Raw genomic sequence first — 21248 nt, forward strand, 5'->3', positions numbered from 1 at the left:
GCTTTTTTGTGCACTTGAAGCTTAGATCGCGCCGCGCTGGCGCAGCAGGTCCAGCACTTGCTTGACGCTGTCTTCCAGCGACAACGCCTGGGTGTCGATCACCAGGTCCGCATTCAACGGTACGTCATACGGGAACGACTCACCCGGGATGTTATCGCCGCCCGCCGCGTACAAACCTTGCGGATCACGCTCGGCACACACCAAAGGCGAAGCCTGCACGTACACGGTCAGCAAACGATCACCGCCGATCAGCGCCTTGGCCTGTTCACGCCCTTCAGCATCCGGGGCAACAAACGCCGCCAACGTCAGCAAGCCGGCTTCGTTGAACTGACGCGCCACGTGCGCGGCACGACGCCAGTTCTCGGTACGCCCGGCACGGTCCTGCGGCAAGCCCTTGTTCAGGTCGTGGCGCAGGTTCTGGCCGTCCAGCACAAACACCGCACGGCCCATGTCGAACAGCTTGCGTTCAACCGCGTAGGCCAGGGTGCTTTTGCCGGCGCCCGACAAGCCGCTGAACAACACGGTCGCCGGTTGCTGGCCGAAGCGCTGGGCGCGTTCTTCGGTGGCCACGTGAGCCAGTTTGCCGTGCTGCGCCGCGCTGCCATGGGTCACCGGCGGCGCGATGATCATGCCCGCAGCCACGGTGCCGTTGGTCAAACGGTCGATGACGATGAACGAACCGGTGGTGCGGTTGCTCGCGTAACCGTCCAGGGCGATGACCGTGTCGAGGCTGACCTTGACCCGGCCGATCTCGTTCAACTGCAAGGCGCTCGCCGGGCCTTCTTCCAGGGTGTTCACATCCACGCGATGCACAATGCTGGTGATGGAACCCGGCACGTAGCTGGTGGCGCGCTTGATGTCGTATTTCTTGCCCGGCAGCATCGGTTCTTCAGCCATCCACACCAGCATGGCGTCGAAAGCGTCGGTCACTTGCGGCACGTTGTCGGCATGCACCAGCAGGTCGCCACGGGAGATGTCGATTTCGTCTTCCATGGTCAGGGTCACGGCCTGGCCGGGACCTGCGTTTTCCAGTTCACCTTCAAAGGTGACGATGGATTTGACGCGGCTGCTCTTGCCCGACGGCAGCACCACGACTTCGTCGCCCTTGTGCACGATGCCGCTGGCCAGGGTGCCGGCAAAACCACGGAAGTTCAGGTTCGGACGGTTGACGTACTGCACCGGGAAACGCAGGTCGGTGTAGTTGCGGTCGTTGGCGATCTCGACGGTCTCGAGGATCTCCATCAGCGACTGCCCGGTGTACCAGGGCGAACGCTCGCTCTTGTTCACCACGTTGTCGCCCTTGAGGGCCGACATCGGCACGAAGGCCAGGGTGCTCGGCTTGAACGCGATACCGTCGGCAAACTTCAGGTAATCAGCCTTGATCGACTCGAATACGCTTTGGTCAAAGCCATTGATGTCCATCTTGTTGACGGCCACCACGATGTGCTTGATGCCCAGCAACGAGGCGATGAAGCTGTGGCGACGGGTCTGGGTCTGCACGCCGTAGCGGGCGTCGATCAGGATGATCGCCAGGTCACAGGTGGAGGCACCGGTGGCCATGTTGCGGGTGTACTGCTCATGGCCGGGGGTGTCGGCGATGATGAATTTGCGCTTGGCGGTGGAGAAGTAGCGGTAGGCAACGTCGATGGTGATGCCCTGCTCACGCTCGGCCTGCAGGCCGTCGACCAGCAACGCCAGGTCGATGTCGTCACCGGTGGTGCCGGATTTCTTCGAATCGCGGGTGATGGCTTCCAGGTGATCCTCGTAGATCATCTTGGAGTCGTGCAGCAGGCGCCCGATCAGGGTGCTCTTGCCGTCGTCGACGTTGCCACAGGTCAGGAAGCGCAACATTTCCTTGCGCTCGTGCTGGCCCAGGTAGGCGAGGATGTCCTCGCTGATCAAATCAGATTGATGCGACATGACAGCCCCTTAGAAATAGCCTTGACGTTTTTTATCTTCCATCGAGCCTGCACCATCGTGGTCGATGACACGGCCCTGGCGCTCGGAAGTTCGCGTCAGGAGCATTTCCTGAATGATGTCCGTCAGCGTCTCGGCTTCGGACTCCACCGCGCCCGTCAACGGGTAGCAGCCAAGGGTACGGAAACGTACTTTCTTTTTGACGATTCGGGCTTTGTCTTCGTCGGACAGATGCTCGAGGATGCGGTCGTCGTCGATCATGATCAACGTGCCGTTCTTCTCGATCACTTCGCGTTCGGCGGCGAAGTACAGCGGGACGATCGGGATGCCTTCCAGGTAGATGTACTGCCAGATATCCAGCTCGGTCCAGTTGGACAGCGGGAACACACGGATCGACTCGCCTTTGTTGACATTGCCGTTGTAGACGTTCCACAGCTCCGGGCGCTGGTTTTTCGGGTCCCAGCGGTGCTTGCTGTCGCGGAACGAGTACACGCGCTCTTTGGCACGGGATTTCTCTTCATCGCGACGGGCACCGCCGAATGCAGCGTCGAAACCATACTTGTCGAGCGCCTGTTTCAGGCCCTCGGTCTTCATGATGTCGGTGTGCTTGGCGCTGCCGTGGGTGAACGGATTGATGCCCTGCGCCACACCGTCCGGGTTGACGTGAGTGATCAACTCAAGACCAAGCTCTTCGACCATCTTGTCGCGGAACTTGTACATCTCCTGGAATTTCCAGCGGGTGTCGACGTGCATCACCGGAAACGGCAGCTTGCCCGGAAAAAAGGCCTTGCGTGCCAGGTGCAGCATCACGGCGGAGTCTTTACCGATCGAGTAGAGCATCACCGGGTTATCGAACTCGGCGGCGACCTCGCGGATGATGTGGATGCTTTCCGCCTCCAGCTGTTTCAGATGCGTCAGTTTGTCGACCATGGTTACTCACGGAAAAACGATCTTATGGACGGCCAGCGGGCCGTGTTCGAGCGGGGCATGCTAGCACAGCGCCTGATTCTATTGAGGGGGCTGGCTAGATCGAAACGGTATATCAATATACCGCTGGGTTTGGCTCGACTCGATCAAATGTGGGAGCGGGCTTGCTCGCGAATGCGGTGTGTCAGTCAATGCATATGGCGACTGATGCACCGCATTCGCGAGCAAGCCCGCTCCCACATGTGTCCGGTGATGTTCTTTAGATCGGGTTTGGGCAATCGATGAAGAGGTGTTCGAGGGCGAAGCGCCGTGCGAGGTAATCGCCCAAGGCTTGCACGCCGTAACGCTCGGTGGCGTGGTGCCCGGCCGCGATAAAGCTGATGTCGTTTTCCCGGGCGCTGTGGAAGGTCTGCTCCGAGGCTTCGCCGCTCAGGTACAGGTCAACCCCGGCGAGCACCGCCTGGTCGATATAGCCCTGGCCACCACCGGTGCACCAGCCCACGCGGCGGATCATCTCGCTGCCTTCGATCAGCAGCGGCTCGCGGCCCATGGCTTCCTGCACGCGGCGGGCGAAATCGCGGGGCGACGCCGGCTCGGCCAGGGAACCCACCAGGCCGACGACCTTGAGGTTGTCCGGGTCCAGCGGGCCTTCGACGGTGATGTCCAGTTGCCGGGCCAGTTGCACGTTGTTGCCGACCTCAGGGTGCAGGTCCAGCGGCAAGTGATAGGCCAGCAGGCTGATGTCGTGCTTGAGCAGGGTTTTCAGGCGGCGCTGCTTCATGCCGGTGATGCACGGGCTTTCGCCTTTCCAGAAATAACCGTGGTGCACCAGCACCAGGTCGGCCTGGGCTTCGACCGCCGCGTCCAGCAATGCCTGGCTGGCGGTCACGCCGCTGACGATGCGCAGCACTTGCGGTCGGCCCTCGACCTGCAGGCCGTTGGGGCAGTAATCGGCGATTTTGGCACTATTAAGGTAGCGGTCCGCTTCCTCGACTAAGGTGCTCAGGGCAACGGCCATAAAAGACTCCTAAATATCCCGTTCAGAGGCGCTCACGGCCTCGTATAATGCGCGACATTATGGGCGCTCTCCCGCCCCCTGCAACCTGTCAGGATTTTTCTTCATGCTCAAGGCACTGCGTTTTTTTGGATGGCCATTGTTGGCTGGCGTGCTGATCGCGATGCTGATTATTCAGCGTTATCCACAACTGGTCGGCCTGCCGACCCTCGATGTCAACCTGCAACAGGCACCGCAAACCAGCGCGGTGGTACAAGGCCCGGTGACTTACGCCGATGCGGTGGTGATCGCCGCCCCCGCCGTGGTCAACCTGTACACCACAAAGGTCATCAACAAACCGGCGCACCCGCTGTTTGAAGACCCACAGTTTCGTCGCTATTTCGGCGACAACTCGCCCAAGCAGCGGCGCATGGAATCCAGCCTCGGCTCCGGCGTGATCATGAGCCCGGAAGGCTACATCCTCACCAACAACCACGTGACCACCGGCGCCGACCAGATTGTGGTGGCCCTGCGTGATGGCCGGGAAACCCTGGCCCGCGTGGTCGGCAGCGACCCGGAAACCGACCTCGCGGTGCTGAAAATCGATTTGAAAGGCCTGCCCTCGATCACCATCGGGCGCTCCGAAGGGCTGCGCGTAGGTGACGTGGCGCTGGCCATCGGCAACCCCTTCGGCGTCGGCCAGACCGTGACCATGGGCATCATCAGCGCCACCGGGCGTAACCAGTTGGGCCTCAACAGCTATGAAGACTTCATCCAGACCGACGCGGCGATCAACCCGGGCAACTCCGGCGGCGCGCTGGTGGATGCCAACGGCAACCTGACCGGCATCAACACCGCGATCTTCTCCAAGTCCGGCGGCTCCCAGGGCATCGGTTTCGCGATTCCGGTGAAGCTGGCCACTGAAGTGATGAAGTCGATCATCGAGCATGGCCAGGTGATTCGTGGCTGGCTGGGGATTGAAGTCCAGCCGCTGACCAAGGAACTGGCCGAGTCGTTTGGCCTGACCGGGCGCCCTGGCATCGTGGTCGCCGGGATCTTCCGCGACGGCCCGGCGCAGAAAGCCGGCCTGCAACTGGGGGATGTGATCCTCAGCATCGACGGCGAGCCGGCCGGGGATGGTCGCAAGTCGATGAACCAGGTGGCGCGGATCAAACCCACCGACAAGGTGGCGATCCAGGTGATGCGCAATGGCAAGGAAATCAAGCTGTCGGCTGAAATCGGCCTGCGTCCGCCGCCTGCACCGGTGAAAGAAGAGGAATAACGGCTTCGGGAGCCCGTTCGCGGGCTCCTGTTACCTAATATTTCAAAAGAAATTCATTCTCATTAGTCATGTTATATTGTTTCAATATCGCTATTGGAACGCTCTATCATGCCGTCTCGAAGATTTGCCCGGCTGGCGGGAATCGCCCTGGGTTTGCTGGTGGACCCGGCCTACGCCGAAGACACCGCCCCCGTTGAACTGGAAGCCACCCGCATCACCAGCGAGGCGTACGAATCAGCCACCGGCCCGGTCAAGGGCTATCGCGCTACCCGCTCCGCCAGCGCCACAAAAACCGACACCGCCTTGCGGGATATCCCACAGTCCATCAGCGTGATTCCCGCTTCGGTACTCAACGACCTGGGCAGCACCAACGTCGAGCGTGCCCTTGAGTTTGCCGGCGGCGTGTCCAAACAGAACAACTTCGGCGGCCTGACGCTCTACGAATACAGCGTTCGCGGCTTCACCACGTCAGAGTTTTACGTGGACGGTTTCAGCGCCAACCGCGGTTACCCGAGCACGCCGGACGCGGCGAATATCGAGCGCATCGAGGTGCTCAAGGGCCCCGCCGCCAGCCTGTATGGCCGTGGTGACCCAGGCGGCACGGTGAATATCGTCAGCAAAAAGCCGCAGCCCGAGGCCTTCACCACACTGCAGACCAGCGCCGGCAGTTGGGACCGCTATCGCACCGCGCTGGACGTGAACACGCCGCTGGACAGCGAGGGCAACGTGTTATCGCGGGTCAACCTGGCGGTGGAAGACAACCACAGCTTCCGCGACCAAGTTGAAGCCAGGCGGGTCTTCGTCGCGCCCTCCATCAGTTGGCAACTGGACCCGGACACACACCTGCTGGTGGAAAGTGAATTCGTGCGTCACCGCTCCACTTTCGACCGCGGCATCGTCGCGCCCAACAACCGCTGGAGCGGCGTCTCCCGCTCGACCTTTCTCGGCGAGCCCGACGACGGCGATATCCGCAACCACAACAACCGCCTGCAAGCCAGCCTCGAACATCACCTCAACGATGCCTGGCAACTGCGCCTGGCCAGCCATTACAAACAAGGCAGCCTGTGGGGCAACGCCTCGGAAAACCGCGCGCTGGATGCCGATGGCCACACCCTCAGCCGCCGCTACCGCGAGCGCTCCACCGGTTGGCATGACAGCATCACCCAGCTCGAACTGCGCGGTCGGTTCGACATCGGCAGTTGGCAGCACGAATTGCTGATCGGCACCGAGTACGAGGACTACCGCAAGAAAGAACGGGTGACCGCCATCGCCGGCGGCGATTACGCCATCGACATCTATGACCCGGTCTATGGCCAGCCCAAACCGAACGGCAAGCGCTCCGGCACTGACTTTTTCGAACAGGTGAAAAGCCAGGCGCTGAACCTGCAGGACCAGATCATCTTCACCAACCGCCTGCGGGGGATGATCGGCGCGCGGTTCGAACACTTCGAGCAGCGCACCGACGACTTCAGCCGCAACCATGCCAAAAGCCGGCAGACCCACGACGCCCTGACCCAACGCGCCGGCCTGCTCTACCAACTGACGCCTGAAGTGGGCCTGTTCGCCAACGCCTCCACCTCGTTCAAACCCAACAATGGCCTGGACGCCGACGGCAAATCCTTCAAGCCGGAAGAAGGCGTGGGGTATGAAATCGGGATCAAGAGCGAGCTGTTCGACGACCGCCTGAGCACCACCCTCGCCGCCTTCCATATCGAGAAAGAAAATGTCCTGGCCCTGGACCCGGCTACCGACACACAGCGCGCCATGGGCAAGGCCCGCAGCCAGGGTTTTGACCTGCAACTGACCGGCCAGGTGACTGACGCCGTACGGGTGATCGGCGCCTTTGCCTACATCGACGCCGAAGTGACCAAAGGCGACAAAGCCATCCCCACTGGCAGCCGGATTCTCGGCGTAGCCAAACGCAGCGCCAGCTTGCTCGGAGTGTATGAATTCCAGGACGGCTTGCTGCGCGGCTCCGACCTCGGCGCGGCCTTTACCTACGTCGGCGACCGCTCCGGCGAAGCCGGCAAAAGCTTTGAATTACCGGCCTACCACACCGTCGATTTGCTGGCCCATTACAAGGCCAGCGACAACGTCACCGTGGGCCTGAACCTCAACAACCTGTTCGATGAAAAGTACTACGAGCGCTCCTACAGCAATTACTGGGTCAATCCCGGCGAGCCGCGCAACTTCACCGTCAGCCTGACCCTCAACCTGTAAAAGGACGTCACCATGCAAGCCTTCAAATTCCTGGCCGTGCTCGGCCTGCTGTTTGCCACCCAAGTCTCGGCCCACGGACTGTGGACCGAACAACGGCGCGGCAATATCGAAGTGATCTACGGCCACGGCGCCGAAGACAACGCGTTCAAGGCGCAGAAAATCAGCGGCGCCTGGGCTTATGACGCGGGCGGCAAAATGATCCCGGTGACCGTGGAACGTCTGCCCGACCATGCGCGCCTGAAGCCGCTCAAATCGCCGGCTGTATTGGCGGTCGCCCTGGATAACGGGATGTGGTCACAGACGCCTGACAAGAAGTGGATCAACGAGGGCCGCAGCAAGGTGCCGGGGGCGATTGAGTCGACCCAGACCTTCAAGTACAGCCTGGCGATCTACCAGCCGGGGGCGAAGGTGCCGAAGCTGGATCAGATCAAGCTACTGATCTTGCCGGAAGTTGATCCGCTGACGGTCGGCCCGGGTAAATCACTGCCGGTACGGGTGCTGCTGGATGGCAAGCCGGCGGCAGGAGTCAAGCTGATCGGAGACTATCGCAACGCACCGAACACCCTGAGCACCGAGACCGATAAAGACGGTCGCGCCCAGGTGCTGGTGAGAAATGAAGGATTGAATGTGATTGCGGCGCAGGTGGAAATCCCGCTCAAAGACAATGCTGATGTCGCGACTCGCGGACTGTTCAGTTCCCTGACTTTCCTGGGCGAGCCGCATCACGAGTAACCCCGCAAATCCAAAGTGGGCACAGTCAATGTGGGAGCGGGCTTGCTCGCGAAAGCGGTGTGTCAGTCGCCATCTTCATTAACTGACCCACCGTCTTCGCGAGCAAGCCCGCTCCCACATTTAGTCCTCACTCGGCTTGATTACAGTACAACCGGCGCTCTTTCCAGTTCCCTGACCTTCCTGGGCGAGCCGCATCACGAGTAACACCGAAAATTCAGAGTGGGCACAGTCAATGTGGGAGCGGGCTTGCTCGCGAAAGCGGTGTGTCAGTCGCCATCTTCATTAACTGACCCACCGCCTTCGCGAGCAAGCCCGCTCCCACATTCAGTCCTCACTCGGCTTGATTACAGCGCGACCGGCGCTCTTTCACACAGGGTATTGAGCGCCGCCGCCCACTGCGGGTCATCGTTCAGGCACGGCACCAACACCAACTCCTCGCCCCCCGCTTCGCGGAATTGCTCCAGGCCGCGATCACCAATTTCCTCCAGTGTCTCGATGCAGTCCGCAACAAACGCCGGGCACATCACCAGCAGCTTCTTCACGCCCTGCTGAGCCAACGCTTCAAGGCGTGCCTCGGTGTACGGTTCGATCCACTTGGCCCGGCCCAGCCGCGACTGGAACGCCACCGACCATTTGCCATCCGGCAAGCCAAGGCGCTCGGCAAAATCCCGCGCAACGCTGAAACACTGCGCGCGATAGCACGTGGCAAGCACCTCGGGAGAGGCGTTCTGGCAGCAGTTGGCGTCCTTGAAGCAGTGTTGCCCGGTAGGGTCGAGCTTTTTCAGGTGGCGCTCGGGCAACCCATGAAAGCTCAGCAGGAGGTGATCGAAATCCTCTTCCACATAGGCTCTGGCGCTGTTGGCCAAGGCGTCCAGGTACTCCGGTTCATCGTAGAACGGCTGCAGAATCGAAAACTCGATCGCCAACTTTTTGTGCCGCACCACGCGCCGGGCCTCTTCGATTACCGTGGTCACGGTGCTGTCGGCAAACTGCGGGTACAACGGCGCCAGGGTCACTTTCTGGATGCCTTGGGACGCCAGCCGAGTCAGTACGCTTTCAATCGACGGCTCGCCATAGCGCATGGCCAACTCCACCGGCCCCTGGGTCCACTGTGCAGTCATCTGTTGTTGCAAGCGACGGCTAAGAACTACCAGCGGCGAGCCTTCGTCCCACCAGATCGAGGCGTAGGCATGGGCCGATTGCTCCGGGCGCTTGATCAGGATCAGCGACACCAGCAAACGCCGAACCGGCCATGGCAGGTCAATGACGTAAGGGTCCATCAGGAACTGATTGAGGTAGCTGCGCACATCCGCCACCGAAGTGGACGCCGGTGAACCCAGGTTGACCAGTAACAACGCGTGATCCGTCATGCAACATCCTATCTCTAGAGGCGGCTGGACAAGTCGTCCAGGGCCGCATGCAACTCAGTGAACTGGAAAGTGAAACCGGCCGCCAACAGCCGCTGCGGCAAAGCCCGCTGGCCACCCAGCAACAAACCGGACAACTCGCCCAGGCCGATGCGCAAGGCAAACGCCGGCATGGGCATGAACGCCGGGCGGTGCAGCACCTTGCCCAGGGTCTTGGCGAACTCCAGGTTGCGTACCGGGTGTGGCGCGCAGGCATTATAAGGACCGCTGGCATCGGTCTTGTGCAGAAGAAAATCAATCAGGGCGATTTGATCCTTTATATGGACCCATGGCATCCACTGCCGACCATTGCCGATAGGCCCGCCCAGCGCCAGTTTGAACGGCAGCAACAGCCGCGACAAAAAGCCGCCCTCCGCCGCCAGCACCAGCCCGGTACGCACCAGCACTACGCGGATGCCCAATGCCTCGGCACGCTGGGCGGTTTCTTCCCAGGCAATGGATAACTGGCTGCCGAAATCGTCCTGCACCGGGCCGCTGTCTTCGGTCAGCTCGCGCTCACCGCCGTCGCCGTACCAGCCCACCGCGGAACCGGAGATCAACACCGCCGGTTTGTGCTCAAGGTCCTCAAGCCAGGCCAGCAGCGTTTCGGTGAGGCCGATACGGCTGCTCCACAACAGCGCCTTGCGTTTATGCGTCCAGGGCCGGTCGGCAATCGGCGCGCCGGCCAGGTTGACCACCGCGTCCACCGCCTCGTTTATGTCCTGCAGGCGGGCGACGCCACGCACCTGGGCGCCGCACAATTTAGCCACTTGTTCGGGATGGCGGCTCCAGACCGTGAGGCGATGGCCCTGGGCAAGCCAGTATTGGCAAAGTTGACGGCCGATCAAACCGGTACCGCCGGTCAGCAAAATGTGCATGAGTTGTTCCTCGTGTAACGTTCGCCGACCACCGTTAGTCTATTTTATAAACAGGGATGTTTTAATCGGGCGCAACGCTGGTTAAACCTTCAGGTTTAACCATAGGTCACGCCAAACGATCAGGTACGCCAAAACTTATACCAAAAAACAATATTGTACAGCTATTGGTGTCGGCGTAGTCTGTACCCAACGGTAAAACGAGGCCTCCCATGACTGTTCCCATCGCGATCATTGGCACCGGCATCGCCGGTCTCTCCGCCGCCCGAGCGTTGAAAGACGCGGGGCACGTTGTACAACTCTTCGATAAAAGCCGCGGCAGTGGCGGTCGCATGTCCAGCAAGCGCAGCGATGCGGGCTCGCTGGACATGGGCGCACAGTACTTCACCGCCCGCGACCGGCGCTTCGTCAACGAGGTTCAACGCTGGCAGGCCAATGGTTGCGCCGAGCAATGGAAGCCACAGCTGTACAACTTCAAGTCCGGCCAACTGACGCCCTCCCCCGATGAACAGATCCGCTGGGTCGGCACGCCGCGCATGAGCGCGATCACCCGCGCCCTGCTCGATGACTTGCCGGTGCAGTTCGGTTGCCGCATCACCGAAGTGTTCCAGGGCAAACATCACTGGAACCTGCTGGACGCCGACGGCGAAAGCCACGGCCCGTTCAGCCACGTGATCATCGCCACCCCGGCGCCCCAGGCCACTGCCTTGCTGGCCGCTGCGCCCAAGCTGGCGAGTGTCGCCGCCGGGGTCAAGATGGACCCGACCTGGGCCATTGCCCTGGCCTTCGACAAGCCGCTGGATACGCCCATGGAAGGCTGCTTCGTCCAGGACAGCCCGCTGGACTGGCTGGCGCGCAACCGCAGCAAACCGGGGCGCGACACCACCCTCGACACCTGGGTTTTGCACGCCACCAGCACCTGGAGCAAGCAACACCTGGACCTGTCCAAGGAAGCCGTGATCGAACACCTGCACGGCGCCTTTGCCGAACTGCTGCACAGCGCCATGCCGGCGCCATCCTTCACCCTCGCCCACCGCTGGCTGTACGCGCGGCCGTCCACCAGCCATGAATTTGGCGTGCTGGCCGACGCCGACCTGGGCTTGTACGTGTGTGGCGACTGGTGCCTGTCGGGCCGCGTGGAAGGCGCGTGGCTCAGCGGCCAGGAGGCGGCGCGGCGGTTGATCGAGCACCTGCGATGAACCGCATCAATCCCGCCAAGTTGCTGCTGTCGAAGTGGACAGCAGCCCGCCCGCAGCACAAGGAAAAACATTTTCTGGTGACCAAACTGCTGCGTGATGACGAAGGCGATGTGCAGGAAATCGAGCTGGAAGCCGTGATGAGCCATCGCGTGCAGCGCCTGGCCTGGCAAACCCTGCAAAACGCCGAAGACTGGAAAATCGGCTGGAAATAGCCATTCCGCAAATACCTGTACAAATTATTTGACTTGTACAGCTTCAAACCTATGATGAGATTAAGTTGTACAGGAATTTAACCCTGTACAGGAATTTCATCGAGGTTTGGCCATGTCCAGCACCCTGCCCGCCACCGGCAAACCGAAAATCGCCATCAGCGCCTGCCTGTTGGGCGAGAACGTGCGCTTCAACGGCGGGCATAAACAATCCCAGCTGTGTAGCCAGACCCTGGCCGATTATTTCGACTTCGTGCCGCTGTGTCCTGAAGTCGCCATTGGCCTGGGCATTCCCCGCGAGCCGATTCGCCTGGTGGGCGACCCGCTCAATCCCCAGGCCGTTGGCACCGTAAACCGCGAACTTAACGTGACCCAGCCGCTGGACGATTACGGCCAGCAAATGGCTGCTGAACACACCGACCTCTGCGGTTACATCTTCATGCAGAAATCCCCGTCCTGCGGCCTGGAACGGGTCAAGGTCTATCAGGACAACGGCATGCCCATCGACGGCGGCGGGCGCGGCATCTACGCCCAGGCGTTTTGTGCGCGCCACCCCAACCTGCCGGTGGAAGAAGACGGTCGGCTGAATGACCCGGTGCTGCGGGAAAACTTCCTGACCCGGGTGTTCGTCTACGCCACCTGGCAGCAACTGCTCGCCGAAGGCCTGACCCGTCACCGCCTGCTGGAATTTCACTCGCGCTACAAATACCTGCTGATGGCCCACAGCCCGGTGCATTACAAAAGCCTCGGCAACCTGCTGGGCAGCATGCCCAGGGACGTCGACCTGGGCGCCTTGGCCGCCGGCTACTTCAGCGAACTGATGAGCGCCCTGACCCAGTGCGCCACACGCGGCACCCACACCAACGTGCTGCAACACATCAGCGGCTACCTCAAGCAAGCCATCAGCGCCGAAGACAAACAGGAAATGCAGACCATCATCAGCCAATACCGCCAGGGCATCGTGCCGCTGGTGGTACCGCTGACGCTGCTCAAGCACCACTTTCGCCAGCATCCGGACCGCTATATCGCGCAGCAGGCCTACCTGCAACCGCACCCGGAAAACCTCAGCCTGCGTAATGCGATTTAACCTATGACTTTTCCCCTGCAAGAACCTGGCGAAGACATCGCCGAGGCCATCGAACAAGGCTGGCTGCCGATCCGCGAAGTGGCGCGCCAGACCGGCGTCAACGCCGTGACCTTGCGCGCCTGGGAGCGCCGCTACGGCCTGATCGTGCCCCAGCGCACGCCCAAGGGGCACCGCCTGTTCAGTGCCGAGCACGTGCAACGCATCCATACCATCCTGACCTGGCTCAACCGCGGTGTGCCGGTCAGCCAGGTCAAGAGCCTGATCGACACCGTGCAAGCCACCAGCGAACCGCCGGTGGAAAACGAATGGCTCAACCGCCGCCAGCACCTGGTGCAGGCCATCAGCGAACTGGCCGAGCGCCGGGTGGATGATGCCTTCAACCAGGCCATGGCGCTGTACCCGCCGCGCACCTTGTGCGAGCAACTGTTATTGCCGTTGCTCAAGGAGCTCGAACTGCGCTGGCAAGGCCAGTTCGGCGCGCAGATGGAACGGGTATTTTTCTATTCCTGGCTGCGCAGCAAATTCGGTGCGCGGATGTATCACAACAACCGCCAGCTCAACGGCGCCCCCCTGCTGCTGATCAACCATTCCGACCTGCCGCTGGAGCCGCACCTGTGGCTCACCGCCTGGCTCGCCAGCAGCGCCGATTGCCCGGTGGAAGTTTTCGACTGGCCATTGCCGGTGGGCGAACTGGCCCTGGCCGTCGAGCATCTGCAACCCCGCGCGGTACTGCTGTATTCGAGCAAGGCACTCCATACCTCGGTGCTGGGCAAACTGTTGAGCGGCTTCAGTTGCCCAAAACTGATAACCGGACCAACGGTATGCATCCACCAGGCGGAGCTGTCCGTATTAACCCAAGAGATTCCTGAATTGCTCCTGGCCGAAGACCCGTTGTCGGCCCATCAGGTACTGATCCAGCGTGGACTTATTTAAATGCACTTGATCTGGCTGCGCACCGACCTGCGCCTACATGACAACACCGCCCTCGCCGCCGCCGCACAGCGTAGCCCGACAGCGGCCGTCTACCTGATCAGCCCCGGGCAATGGCTGGCCCACGATGACGCGCCGTGCAAGGTCGATTTCTGGCTGCGCAACCTGCAGCGCTTGAGCTCGGCGCTGGGCGAGTTGAACATTCCGTTATTGATCCGCCATGCCGACACTTGGGATCAAGCACCTGAAGTTTTGGCAGGCCTGTGCCAGGAACTGTCGGTGGAGTCGGTGCACGTCAATGACGAATACGGCATCCACGAAGAGCGCCGCGACGCCGCCGTGGCCAAGGCCCTCGAAGCTCAAGGCATCACGTTCCACACCTATCTGGACCAGTTGTTTTTCCAGCCCGGCAGCGTGCTGACCAAGACCGGCACCTACTTCCAGGTGTTCAGCCAGTTCCGCAAGGTCTGCTACAGCCGCCTGCATGGCGCCTTGCCGCGTTTGGTCGCCACTCCCAAGGCGCAGGCACCGCTCAAACTCAAAAGCGACGAGGTTCCGGATCACGTCGAGGGCTTCGCTACCCCGAGCGAAGCCTTGCGCGCCCTGTGGCCTGCCGGCGAAGCCGAAGCCCGGCGCCGTCTCGACCAGTTCGCCGACGCACAAATCAGCTACTACAAGGACGAACGCGACTTCCCGGCCAAGCCCGGTACCAGCCAGCTTTCGGCCTACCTTGCAGCGGGCGTGGTTTCACCGCGCCAGTGCCTGCATGCCGCGCTGCAAAGCAACCAGGGTGAATTCGAAAGCGGCGACATCGGCGCGATTACCTGGATCAACGAGCTGCTGTGGCGCGAGTTCTACAAACATATTCTGGTGGGCTACCCACGGGTTTCGCGCCACCGCGCATTCCGCCCGGAGACCGAAGCCGTGGCCTGGCGCAACAGCCCGGAAGACTTGAAAGCGTGGCAGGAAGCACGCACCGGCCTGCCGATCATCGACGCCGCCATGCGCCAGCTGCTGGAAACCGGCTGGATGCACAATCGCCTGCGCATGGTGGTGGCAATGTTCCTGACCAAAAACCTGCTGATCGACTGGCGCGAAGGCGAGCGCTTTTTCATGCGTCACCTGATCGACGGCGACCTGGCAGCCAACAACGGTGGCTGGCAGTGGAGCTCGTCCACCGGCACCGACTCGGCCCCGTACTTCCGGATTTTCAGCCCCTTGAGCCAATCGGAAAAATTCGACGGCGAAGGTGTATTTATCAAGCACTGGCTGCCGCAACTGGCGGCGCTGAACAAAAAGGAAGTGCACAACCCCGACGCCGTGGGCGGCCTGTTTGGTGTGGCCGACTATCCTCGTCCTATCGTCGATTTGAAAAAATCCCGCGAGCGCGCCCTCGCCGCTTTCCGCAGCCTGCCTTCACGCCAGGCGGTCGGAGGTGCTTATGAGTGATTTCCTGCGCCGCTTCGCCCAGGTGTTCGCCAGTGTGGACAAGCACAACCTGCACCTGCTCGACGGCCTGTACAGCCAGGACATCAGTTTCACCGACCCACTGCACGAGGTGCACGGGCTGCCGGCGTTGCACCGCTACTTCGCCGAGCTGTACGACAACGTTACCCAGTTGCGCTTTGACTTCCATGGCTTTGATCAAGTGGCGGAAGGCGAAGGCTACCTGCGCTGGAAAATGAGCTTCTGCCACCCGCGCCTGGCCAAGGGCGAAGTGATTCGTGTGGAAGGCTGCTCGCACCTGCTGTGGCGCGACAAGGTGTATCGCCACCGGGATTATTTTGACGCTGGACAGTTGCTGTATGAACACGTGCCGGTCCTTGGCGGTGTGGTCAGCTGGCTGAAAAGGAGAATGGGATGAGCCTTAACCTTCCACGTCGTTACTGGTTGACCGGTGCCAGCAGTGGCATCGGGGCCGAACTGGCCAAGACGCTGCTCGAAAGCGGTGCCCATGTGGCCCTCAGTTCCCGCTCCAAGGCGCCCCTGGAACAGCTTGCCCAGCAATATCCCGGGCAAGTGCTGGTGGTGGCCGGCGACCTGACCAACAGCCAGACCGTACGCGAGATCGGTGAACACATCGCGGTGGCCTGGGGTTCGCTGGATACGGTGATCCTGAATGCCGGCACCTGCGAATACGTGGATGCCAGGCAATTCGACGCCTCGATCATCGAGCACGTGGTGCGCACCAACCTGCTGGCCAGCAGTTACTGCATCGAGGCCGCGCTGCCGCTGTTGCGCGCCGGTCATACACCGCACCTGGTCGGTGTGGCCAGTGCGGTGACCTACCTGCCGATGCCCAGGGCGGAAGCCTATGGTGCGTCGAAGGCCGGCCTGCGTTACCTGTTCGAGTCCCTGCGTATCGACCTGTCGCCTGAAGGGATCGACGTCACCGTGGTCAGCCCGGGGTTTGTCGACACGCCGCTGACCGCCCGCAATGATTTCCCGATGCCCCTGAGCTGGCCGGCAGACAAGGCCGCGCGACATATCTTCGCCAAGCTGCAAAACCGTCCATTGGAAATTGCCTTCCCTGCCCTGTTTATTGCCGCCTTGTGGCCACTGTCGAAACTGCCGAACCGCGTCCAGTTGATCATTGGCAAACGCATGCTGCGCAGCCCGCCGCCGAGAAAGGACGACCTGTGAAGATCGCCATTATCGGCAGCGGCATTGCCGGGCTGACCAGCGCCTACCTGCTCGGTCGCCGCCACGACATCACCCTGTTCGAAGCGGGCGACCGCATCGGCGGCCACACCCATACGGTGAATGTCACGGTGGAAGGCAAAAGCCATGCGGTGGACACCGGCTTTATCGTGTTCAACGACTGGACCTATCCCAACTTCATCAAGCTGCTGGGGCAAATTGGCGTGACGTACAAACCCACCGAGATGAGCTTTTCGGTGTGCGACCCGAACGCCGGGTTCGAGTACAACGGCAACAACCTCAACAGCCTGTTTGCCCAGCGCCGGAATATTCTGTCGCCGGGGTTCTGGGGCATGTTGCGCGATATCCTGCGCTTCAACCGCCAGGCGCCCCTGGACCTGCAAGAGCAACGCATCAGCGCCGAGATGACCCTGGGCGAGTACCTGCAAGCGGGCGGCTACGGCCAGCGATTTATCCAGCACTACATCGTGCCGATGGGCGCGGCGATCTGGTCGATGTCCCTGGCTGACATGCTCGGGTTTCCCCTGCAATTCTTCGTGCGGTTCTTCAAGAACCATGGCTTGTTGTCGGTGAGCAACCGGCCGCAGTGGTGCGTGATCGAAGGCGGTTCCAGCCGCTATATCGAACCGCTGACCCAGTCCTTCCGCGAAAATATCCGCCTCAATTGCCCGGTCACCCGGGTTGAGCGTTCAGCCATCGGCGCAGTTATCCACAGCGCCGCCGGCAGCGAGGCATTCGACAAGGTGGTGTTCGCCTGCCACAGCGACCAGGCCCTGGCGTTGCTGGGGGATGCGAGCCTGGCCGAGCAACAGATCCTCGGTGCCCTACCCTACGCCGACAATGACGTCGTCCTGCACACCGATACCCGTCTGCTGCCCGAGCGCAAACTGGCTTGGGCCAGCTGGAATTACCGGCTGGATGGCCGCGCGCAAAAACAGGCGGCGGTGACCTACGACATGAACATCCTGCAAGGCATCGACAGCACCACCACCTTTTGCGTGAGCCTCAATCAAACGGCGCTGATCAACCCGCTCAAAGTCCTCGCCCGCTACACCTACGCCCACCCGCAATACAGCCTGGCCGCCGTGGCCGCCCAAGCGCGCTGGGAAGAACTGCACGGCGCGCAGCACACCTATTATTGCGGCGCCTACTGGGCCAACGGTTTCCACGAAGACGGCGTGGTCAGCGCATTGCGCGTGGCCAAGGCGTTCGGGGAAATCCTGTGAACAGCGCCCTGTACAGCGGCTGGATCGCCCATCGGCGGTTTACGCCAAAGGGCCATGCCTTTCGGTACCGGATCGGCCTGCTGTACCTGGACCTCAGCGAACAGGACGAAGTGTTCGGCTTGTCGCCATTGGCGGGTGAGCGCTGGGCGCCGTTCGCGTTTCGCCAGCAGGATTACCTGCGTGAATTGACCCGTCACGGCATGAGTTTGACCGATGCCGTGCGCCAAGAAGTCGGCAAGGCCCTGGGGCGCATCCCCTCGGGCGTTATCTGCCTGCTGACCCAGGCCCGCAGTTGGGGCCTGGCCTTTAACCCGGTGAGTTTCTTCTACTGCTTCGAGGCCGACGGAACGCTGGCCGCGATCCTTTGTGAAGTGACCAACACCCCGTGGCGCGAGCGCTATCACTACGTGCTGCCGGCCCAGGCGCTGCCTGCCGGTGAGCATCAGCACTTCGCCGTGGCCAAGGCGTTTCATGTGTCGCCGTTCTTGCCCCGGGACCTGGAATACCGCATGAGCTTCAGCCCGCCCGCCGCCAGGCTCGGCGTGCACATGGCCGACTGGCAGGGCGAACTGAAAGTCTTCGACGCCACCTTGAGCCTGCAACGCGAAGCCCTGAACCGCGCCAGCCTGCACCGCTACCTGTGGCGCTTCCCGTGGATGACCGCCAAGACCTGCCTGGCCATTTATTGGCAGGCCTTGCGCCTCTTGCTTAAACGCACGCCGATTTTTTCCCACCACGCCGCCGAAGGCGCTTCTCGCACCGCAGTCGGGTACACCAAGGATCGCCGCCATGAAATCCCCTAGCTTATCGGTCAAATCCAACCGCTTGAACGTCAACGGCATGACCGCCGCGCTGCTGCGCAAAGCCGTGCTGCGCCAGCTCGGCCAACTGCGCCACGGCCAGTTGGTGGTGATCGAGGACGGCGAACGGCAAGTCTTCGGCGCACGGGAAGCGCACCTGCTGGGGGAGATCCAGATCCTCGATTCAGCCGTGTGGGGGCTGGTGGCGGCCAACGGCTCCATCGGCGCCGGCGAGGCATTTATCCATGGTTACTGGAGCAGCCCGGACCTGACCGCCGTGGTACGGGTGATGGTCAGCAACCTCGACGTGCTGGATGCGCTGGAAGGTGGCCTGGCCAAACTGGCGCGGCCCTTCACCCAGGGCCTGCACTGGCTCAACCGCAATACGCGCAAGGGCTCGCAGAAAAACATCGCCGCCCACTACGACCTGGGCAACGACCTGTTCGAGGAATTCCTCGACCCGACCATGATGTATTCGGCCGCGCAGTTCCTCACCGCCGATGACACACTGGAACAGGCACAACTGAACAAGCTGGAACGCATCTGCCAGAAGCTCGCGCTGAAACCGTCCGACCACCTGCTGGAAATCGGCACCGGCTGGGGCAGCATGGCGATTTATGCCGCGCAGCAGTACGGCTGCAAGGTCACCACCACGACCCTGTCCAAAGAGCAGTTTGCCTACACTGAAAAACGCATCGAGGCCCTGGGTTTGCAGAATCAGGTGACGTTGCTGCTGGAGGACTACCGCGACCTGACCGGGCAGTACGACAAGCTGGTGTCGATCGAGATGATCGAAGCCGTGGGCCACCGCTTCCTGCCGACCTATTTCAAACAGTGCGCGCAGTTGCTCAAGAGCAACGGCCTGATGTTGCTGCAAGCGATCACCATTCGCGAGCAGCGCTACGAACAAGCCAAGAGCAGCGTGGATTTTATCCAGCGCTATATCTTCCCCGGCGGCGCCCTGCCCTGTGTACAGAAGATGCTGGAGGTCGTCAGCCGCGACACTGACATGAACCTGCTGCACATGGAGGACTTCGGCCTGCACTACGCGCGAACCCTGCGCCTGTGGCATGAGAACTTTCGCCGCGCCCACAGCCGCCTGACGGAAATGGGCTACGACGAATACTTCCTGCGGCTGTGGGAGTTTTACCTGTGCTACTGCGAAGGCGGCTTTATGGAGCGCACCATCGGCACCGCGCAGATGCTGCTGGCCAAGCCGGCGGCGCTGACCCAGCCACTGCTCGGGCGCTTTGATGCTTAAACCACTGGCAAATGCCGTGCTGTTCCAGTGCGGCTGGTTTGCCTGTGTGCTGGGCGGCGACAGTCTGTGGCTGTTGGTGGGGTTGGCGGTGCTGGTAATCCACCTGCTGTGGATAAGTTCGTGGTCAGCGGAAGGCCAGGTGATTCTTGCCGTCACCTTGTTGGGCACCGTGATCGACACCGTGCTACGAGCATTCGGCGTGTTTCATTTCAGCCTGCCCGGACCGTTGGCACCATTGTGGCTGATCCTGTTGTGGGCATTGCTGGCGACCACGCTGCGCCATTGCCTGGCCTGGAGCGCGCAGCCCTGGTGGCGTGCGAGTTTGTTGGGGGCGGTGGGCGGGCCGTTGTCCTATTACGCGGGCAGCCAACTGGCGGGGGTGAGTTTCGGCTATGGCACCGTGCCGACCGTCATCGGCCTGGCGTTACTCTGGGGGATGATTTTTCCGTTGTTGCATTGGGTTGCTAGGCAGTTGGCACATTGACGTCCGTCAGGCCTTTCACACACCTATGAGCCGCTTGCCTTACACTGCGCGCCTATGACCAACATCCCCCATACCCAAATCGCCGAACCTGCCGTCACCTGCTCCACCTGCGCCGCATGCTGCTGCCAGTTGGAAGTCATGCTGATCACCGATACCGGCGTGCCCGATCGCTTTATCGATACCGACGATTGGGGCGGCGAAGTCATGCTGCGCCTGGATGACGGCTGGTGCGCGGCGCTGGACCGCGACACGATGATGTGCACGATTTACGAGAAGCGGCCGCTGATCTGCCGGGAATTCGAGATGGGCGCGCCGGAGTGCATCGATGAGCGCCAGGGGATTGCGACGGTGTATCGCTGATTTCGGAACCAATGAGTAGCCAATGTGGGAGCGGGCTTGCTCGCGAAAGCGGTGTGTCAGTCAACTGATTCGTGGCTGATATACCGCTTTCGCGAGCAAGCCCGCTCCCACAATGGTTTTGCAGTGTGCTTAAAAAACTACAACGGCAGCGTGTAGTGCAGCGAATAACTCTCTACACCATCGTTATTGCTGCTGATCCCGGCATTGGAGTAATGGGTGGCCCGAATCCCCACTTCACTGCCACCGACAAAGCGCAAGCCAAAGCCCAGCCGGTCTTCAAACTGGAAAGCCTGGCCGATATTGTTGTCTTCAACCCGCGTGCGGGAGAACACGGCCACACCCACGCCGGCCTCGATGTACGGCTTCACCCTCTCCCCGGCAAACTCATACACAAACACGGGCGAGAACGACAGGCTGCTGACGCTGGCCCGCTTGTCACCGTCCCAGTAGGTGTAGGCGCCGCTCCAGTACCCGGTCACGCGCCCCGTATCGGTCTGCCACCAGCTTTTATCCCAGTCCGAGGTCAGCCCCAACCGATAGGTCATGGTCGAATCGCTCGTACTTCCCACCCCAAGTTCCAGGCCTGCCGCCTGTGCGGAAAAAGAGTGCCCCAACATTGCGGCCGCAATCGCAGCCAAACAGAACAAGCGCTTCATAGAGAAACATCCCTTCCGAACG

General features: G+C 61.5%; 21 protein-coding genes. 15 read left to right on the top strand and 6 right to left on the bottom strand.

What is annotated here, in order from left to right; translation table 11 throughout:
• Positions 1 to 21 precede the first annotated feature (21 nt).
• From cysN to HX821_RS21510, 3 genes are all read right to left on the bottom strand, one after another.
• Complete coding sequence (gene cysN, locus HX821_RS21500; RefSeq protein ID WP_003208449.1) at positions 22 to 1920, bottom strand: sulfate adenylyltransferase subunit CysN; 1899 nt, start codon at positions 1918 to 1920, stop codon at positions 22 to 24.
• A gap of 9 nt (positions 1921 to 1929) precedes the next feature.
• Complete coding sequence (gene cysD / locus HX821_RS21505; protein ID WP_003208447.1) at positions 1930 to 2847, bottom strand: sulfate adenylyltransferase subunit CysD; 918 nt, start codon at positions 2845 to 2847, stop codon at positions 1930 to 1932.
• 256 nt (positions 2848 to 3103) lie between these two features.
• On the bottom strand, positions 3104 to 3862 hold the full coding sequence (locus tag HX821_RS21510) for a Nif3-like dinuclear metal center hexameric protein (protein ID WP_003208444.1): 759 nt from the start codon (positions 3860 to 3862) through the stop codon (positions 3104 to 3106).
• 103 nt (positions 3863 to 3965) lie between these two features.
• Here HX821_RS21510 and algW point away from each other — a divergent pair, with 103 nt between their 5' ends.
• From algW to HX821_RS21525, 3 genes are all read left to right on the top strand, one after another.
• The gene (algW, locus tag HX821_RS21515; protein WP_003208442.1) at positions 3966 to 5120 is read left to right on the top strand and encodes a Do family serine endopeptidase AlgW; all 1155 of its coding nucleotides are present in this window, start codon (positions 3966 to 3968) and stop codon (positions 5118 to 5120) included.
• A 108-nt stretch (positions 5121 to 5228) separates the two neighbouring features.
• A complete protein-coding gene (locus tag HX821_RS21520; protein WP_177036368.1) occupies positions 5229 to 7340 on the top strand; it encodes a TonB-dependent siderophore receptor in 2112 nt (703 codons plus the stop codon).
• 12 nt (positions 7341 to 7352) lie between these two features.
• Entirely contained in the window at positions 7353 to 8072 is a 720-nt protein-coding gene (locus tag HX821_RS21525) for a DUF4198 domain-containing protein (RefSeq protein WP_177036369.1), read from the top strand.
• A gap of 344 nt (positions 8073 to 8416) precedes the next feature.
• Here HX821_RS21525 and hemH read toward each other — a convergent pair whose 3' ends face one another.
• The gene (gene hemH / locus HX821_RS21530) at positions 8417 to 9442 is read right to left on the bottom strand and encodes a ferrochelatase (RefSeq protein ID WP_134325751.1); all 1026 of its coding nucleotides are present in this window, start codon (positions 9440 to 9442) and stop codon (positions 8417 to 8419) included.
• A gap of 14 nt (positions 9443 to 9456) precedes the next feature.
• Positions 9457 to 10356: a TIGR01777 family oxidoreductase gene (locus tag HX821_RS21535; RefSeq protein ID WP_177036370.1), complete on the bottom strand. Its 900-nt coding sequence runs from the start codon at positions 10354 to 10356 to the stop codon at positions 9457 to 9459.
• 209 nt (positions 10357 to 10565) lie between these two features.
• Here HX821_RS21535 and HX821_RS21540 point away from each other — a divergent pair, with 209 nt between their 5' ends.
• The 12 genes from HX821_RS21540 (at position 10566) to HX821_RS21595 (ending at position 20570) form a co-directional block, all read left to right on the top strand.
• Complete coding sequence (locus HX821_RS21540; RefSeq protein ID WP_003208434.1) at positions 10566 to 11552, top strand: NAD(P)/FAD-dependent oxidoreductase; 987 nt, start codon at positions 10566 to 10568, stop codon at positions 11550 to 11552.
• The gene (locus HX821_RS21545) at positions 11549 to 11764 is read left to right on the top strand and encodes a TIGR02450 family Trp-rich protein (protein ID WP_003208432.1); all 216 of its coding nucleotides are present in this window, start codon (positions 11549 to 11551) and stop codon (positions 11762 to 11764) included. Before HX821_RS21540 ends, HX821_RS21545 begins: the two co-directional genes overlap by 4 nt.
• Before the next feature lie 112 nt (positions 11765 to 11876).
• A complete protein-coding gene (locus tag HX821_RS21550) occupies positions 11877 to 12848 on the top strand; it encodes a DUF523 and DUF1722 domain-containing protein (protein WP_008432288.1) in 972 nt (323 codons plus the stop codon).
• A 3-nt stretch (positions 12849 to 12851) separates the two neighbouring features.
• Complete coding sequence (locus tag HX821_RS21555; protein ID WP_177036371.1) at positions 12852 to 13781, top strand: MerR family transcriptional regulator; 930 nt, start codon at positions 12852 to 12854, stop codon at positions 13779 to 13781.
• Complete coding sequence (phrB, locus tag HX821_RS21560) at positions 13782 to 15227, top strand: deoxyribodipyrimidine photo-lyase (protein ID WP_177036372.1); 1446 nt, start codon at positions 13782 to 13784, stop codon at positions 15225 to 15227.
• On the top strand, positions 15220 to 15642 hold the full coding sequence (locus HX821_RS21565; protein WP_003208426.1) for a nuclear transport factor 2 family protein: 423 nt from the start codon (positions 15220 to 15222) through the stop codon (positions 15640 to 15642). The genes phrB and HX821_RS21565 overlap by 8 nt, the downstream gene beginning before the upstream one ends.
• A complete protein-coding gene (locus HX821_RS21570) occupies positions 15639 to 16421 on the top strand; it encodes an SDR family oxidoreductase (RefSeq protein WP_008432280.1) in 783 nt (260 codons plus the stop codon). Before HX821_RS21565 ends, HX821_RS21570 begins: the two co-directional genes overlap by 4 nt.
• Positions 16418 to 17665 (top strand): FAD-dependent oxidoreductase, encoded by a 1248-nt coding sequence (locus tag HX821_RS21575; protein ID WP_177036373.1) that lies wholly within the window; start codon positions 16418 to 16420, stop codon positions 17663 to 17665. The genes HX821_RS21570 and HX821_RS21575 overlap by 4 nt, the downstream gene beginning before the upstream one ends.
• Entirely contained in the window at positions 17662 to 18468 is an 807-nt protein-coding gene (locus tag HX821_RS21580) for a DUF1365 domain-containing protein (RefSeq protein WP_087693766.1), read from the top strand. Before HX821_RS21575 ends, HX821_RS21580 begins: the two co-directional genes overlap by 4 nt.
• Positions 18455 to 19726 carry a cyclopropane-fatty-acyl-phospholipid synthase family protein gene (locus tag HX821_RS21585; RefSeq protein ID WP_087693767.1) on the top strand — a complete coding sequence of 424 codons (1272 nt, stop codon included), beginning with the start codon at positions 18455 to 18457 and terminating at the stop codon, positions 19724 to 19726. Before HX821_RS21580 ends, HX821_RS21585 begins: the two co-directional genes overlap by 14 nt.
• Positions 19719 to 20210 (top strand): DUF2878 domain-containing protein, encoded by a 492-nt coding sequence (locus tag HX821_RS21590; protein ID WP_063033123.1) that lies wholly within the window; start codon positions 19719 to 19721, stop codon positions 20208 to 20210. The genes HX821_RS21585 and HX821_RS21590 overlap by 8 nt, the downstream gene beginning before the upstream one ends.
• Positions 20211 to 20264: 54 nt before the next feature.
• Complete coding sequence (locus HX821_RS21595) at positions 20265 to 20570, top strand: YkgJ family cysteine cluster protein (RefSeq protein ID WP_003208416.1); 306 nt, start codon at positions 20265 to 20267, stop codon at positions 20568 to 20570.
• A gap of 137 nt (positions 20571 to 20707) precedes the next feature.
• Here HX821_RS21595 and HX821_RS21600 read toward each other — a convergent pair whose 3' ends face one another.
• Positions 20708 to 21226, bottom strand: a complete 519-nt coding sequence (locus tag HX821_RS21600; protein ID WP_003208415.1) for an acyloxyacyl hydrolase — start codon at positions 21224 to 21226, stop codon at positions 20708 to 20710.
• Between the last annotated feature and the right edge of the window lie 22 nt (positions 21227 to 21248).

This window comes from Pseudomonas sp. B6001 (genome assembly GCF_013386015.1).
GTDB lineage: Bacteria > Pseudomonadota > Gammaproteobacteria > Pseudomonadales > Pseudomonadaceae > Aquipseudomonas.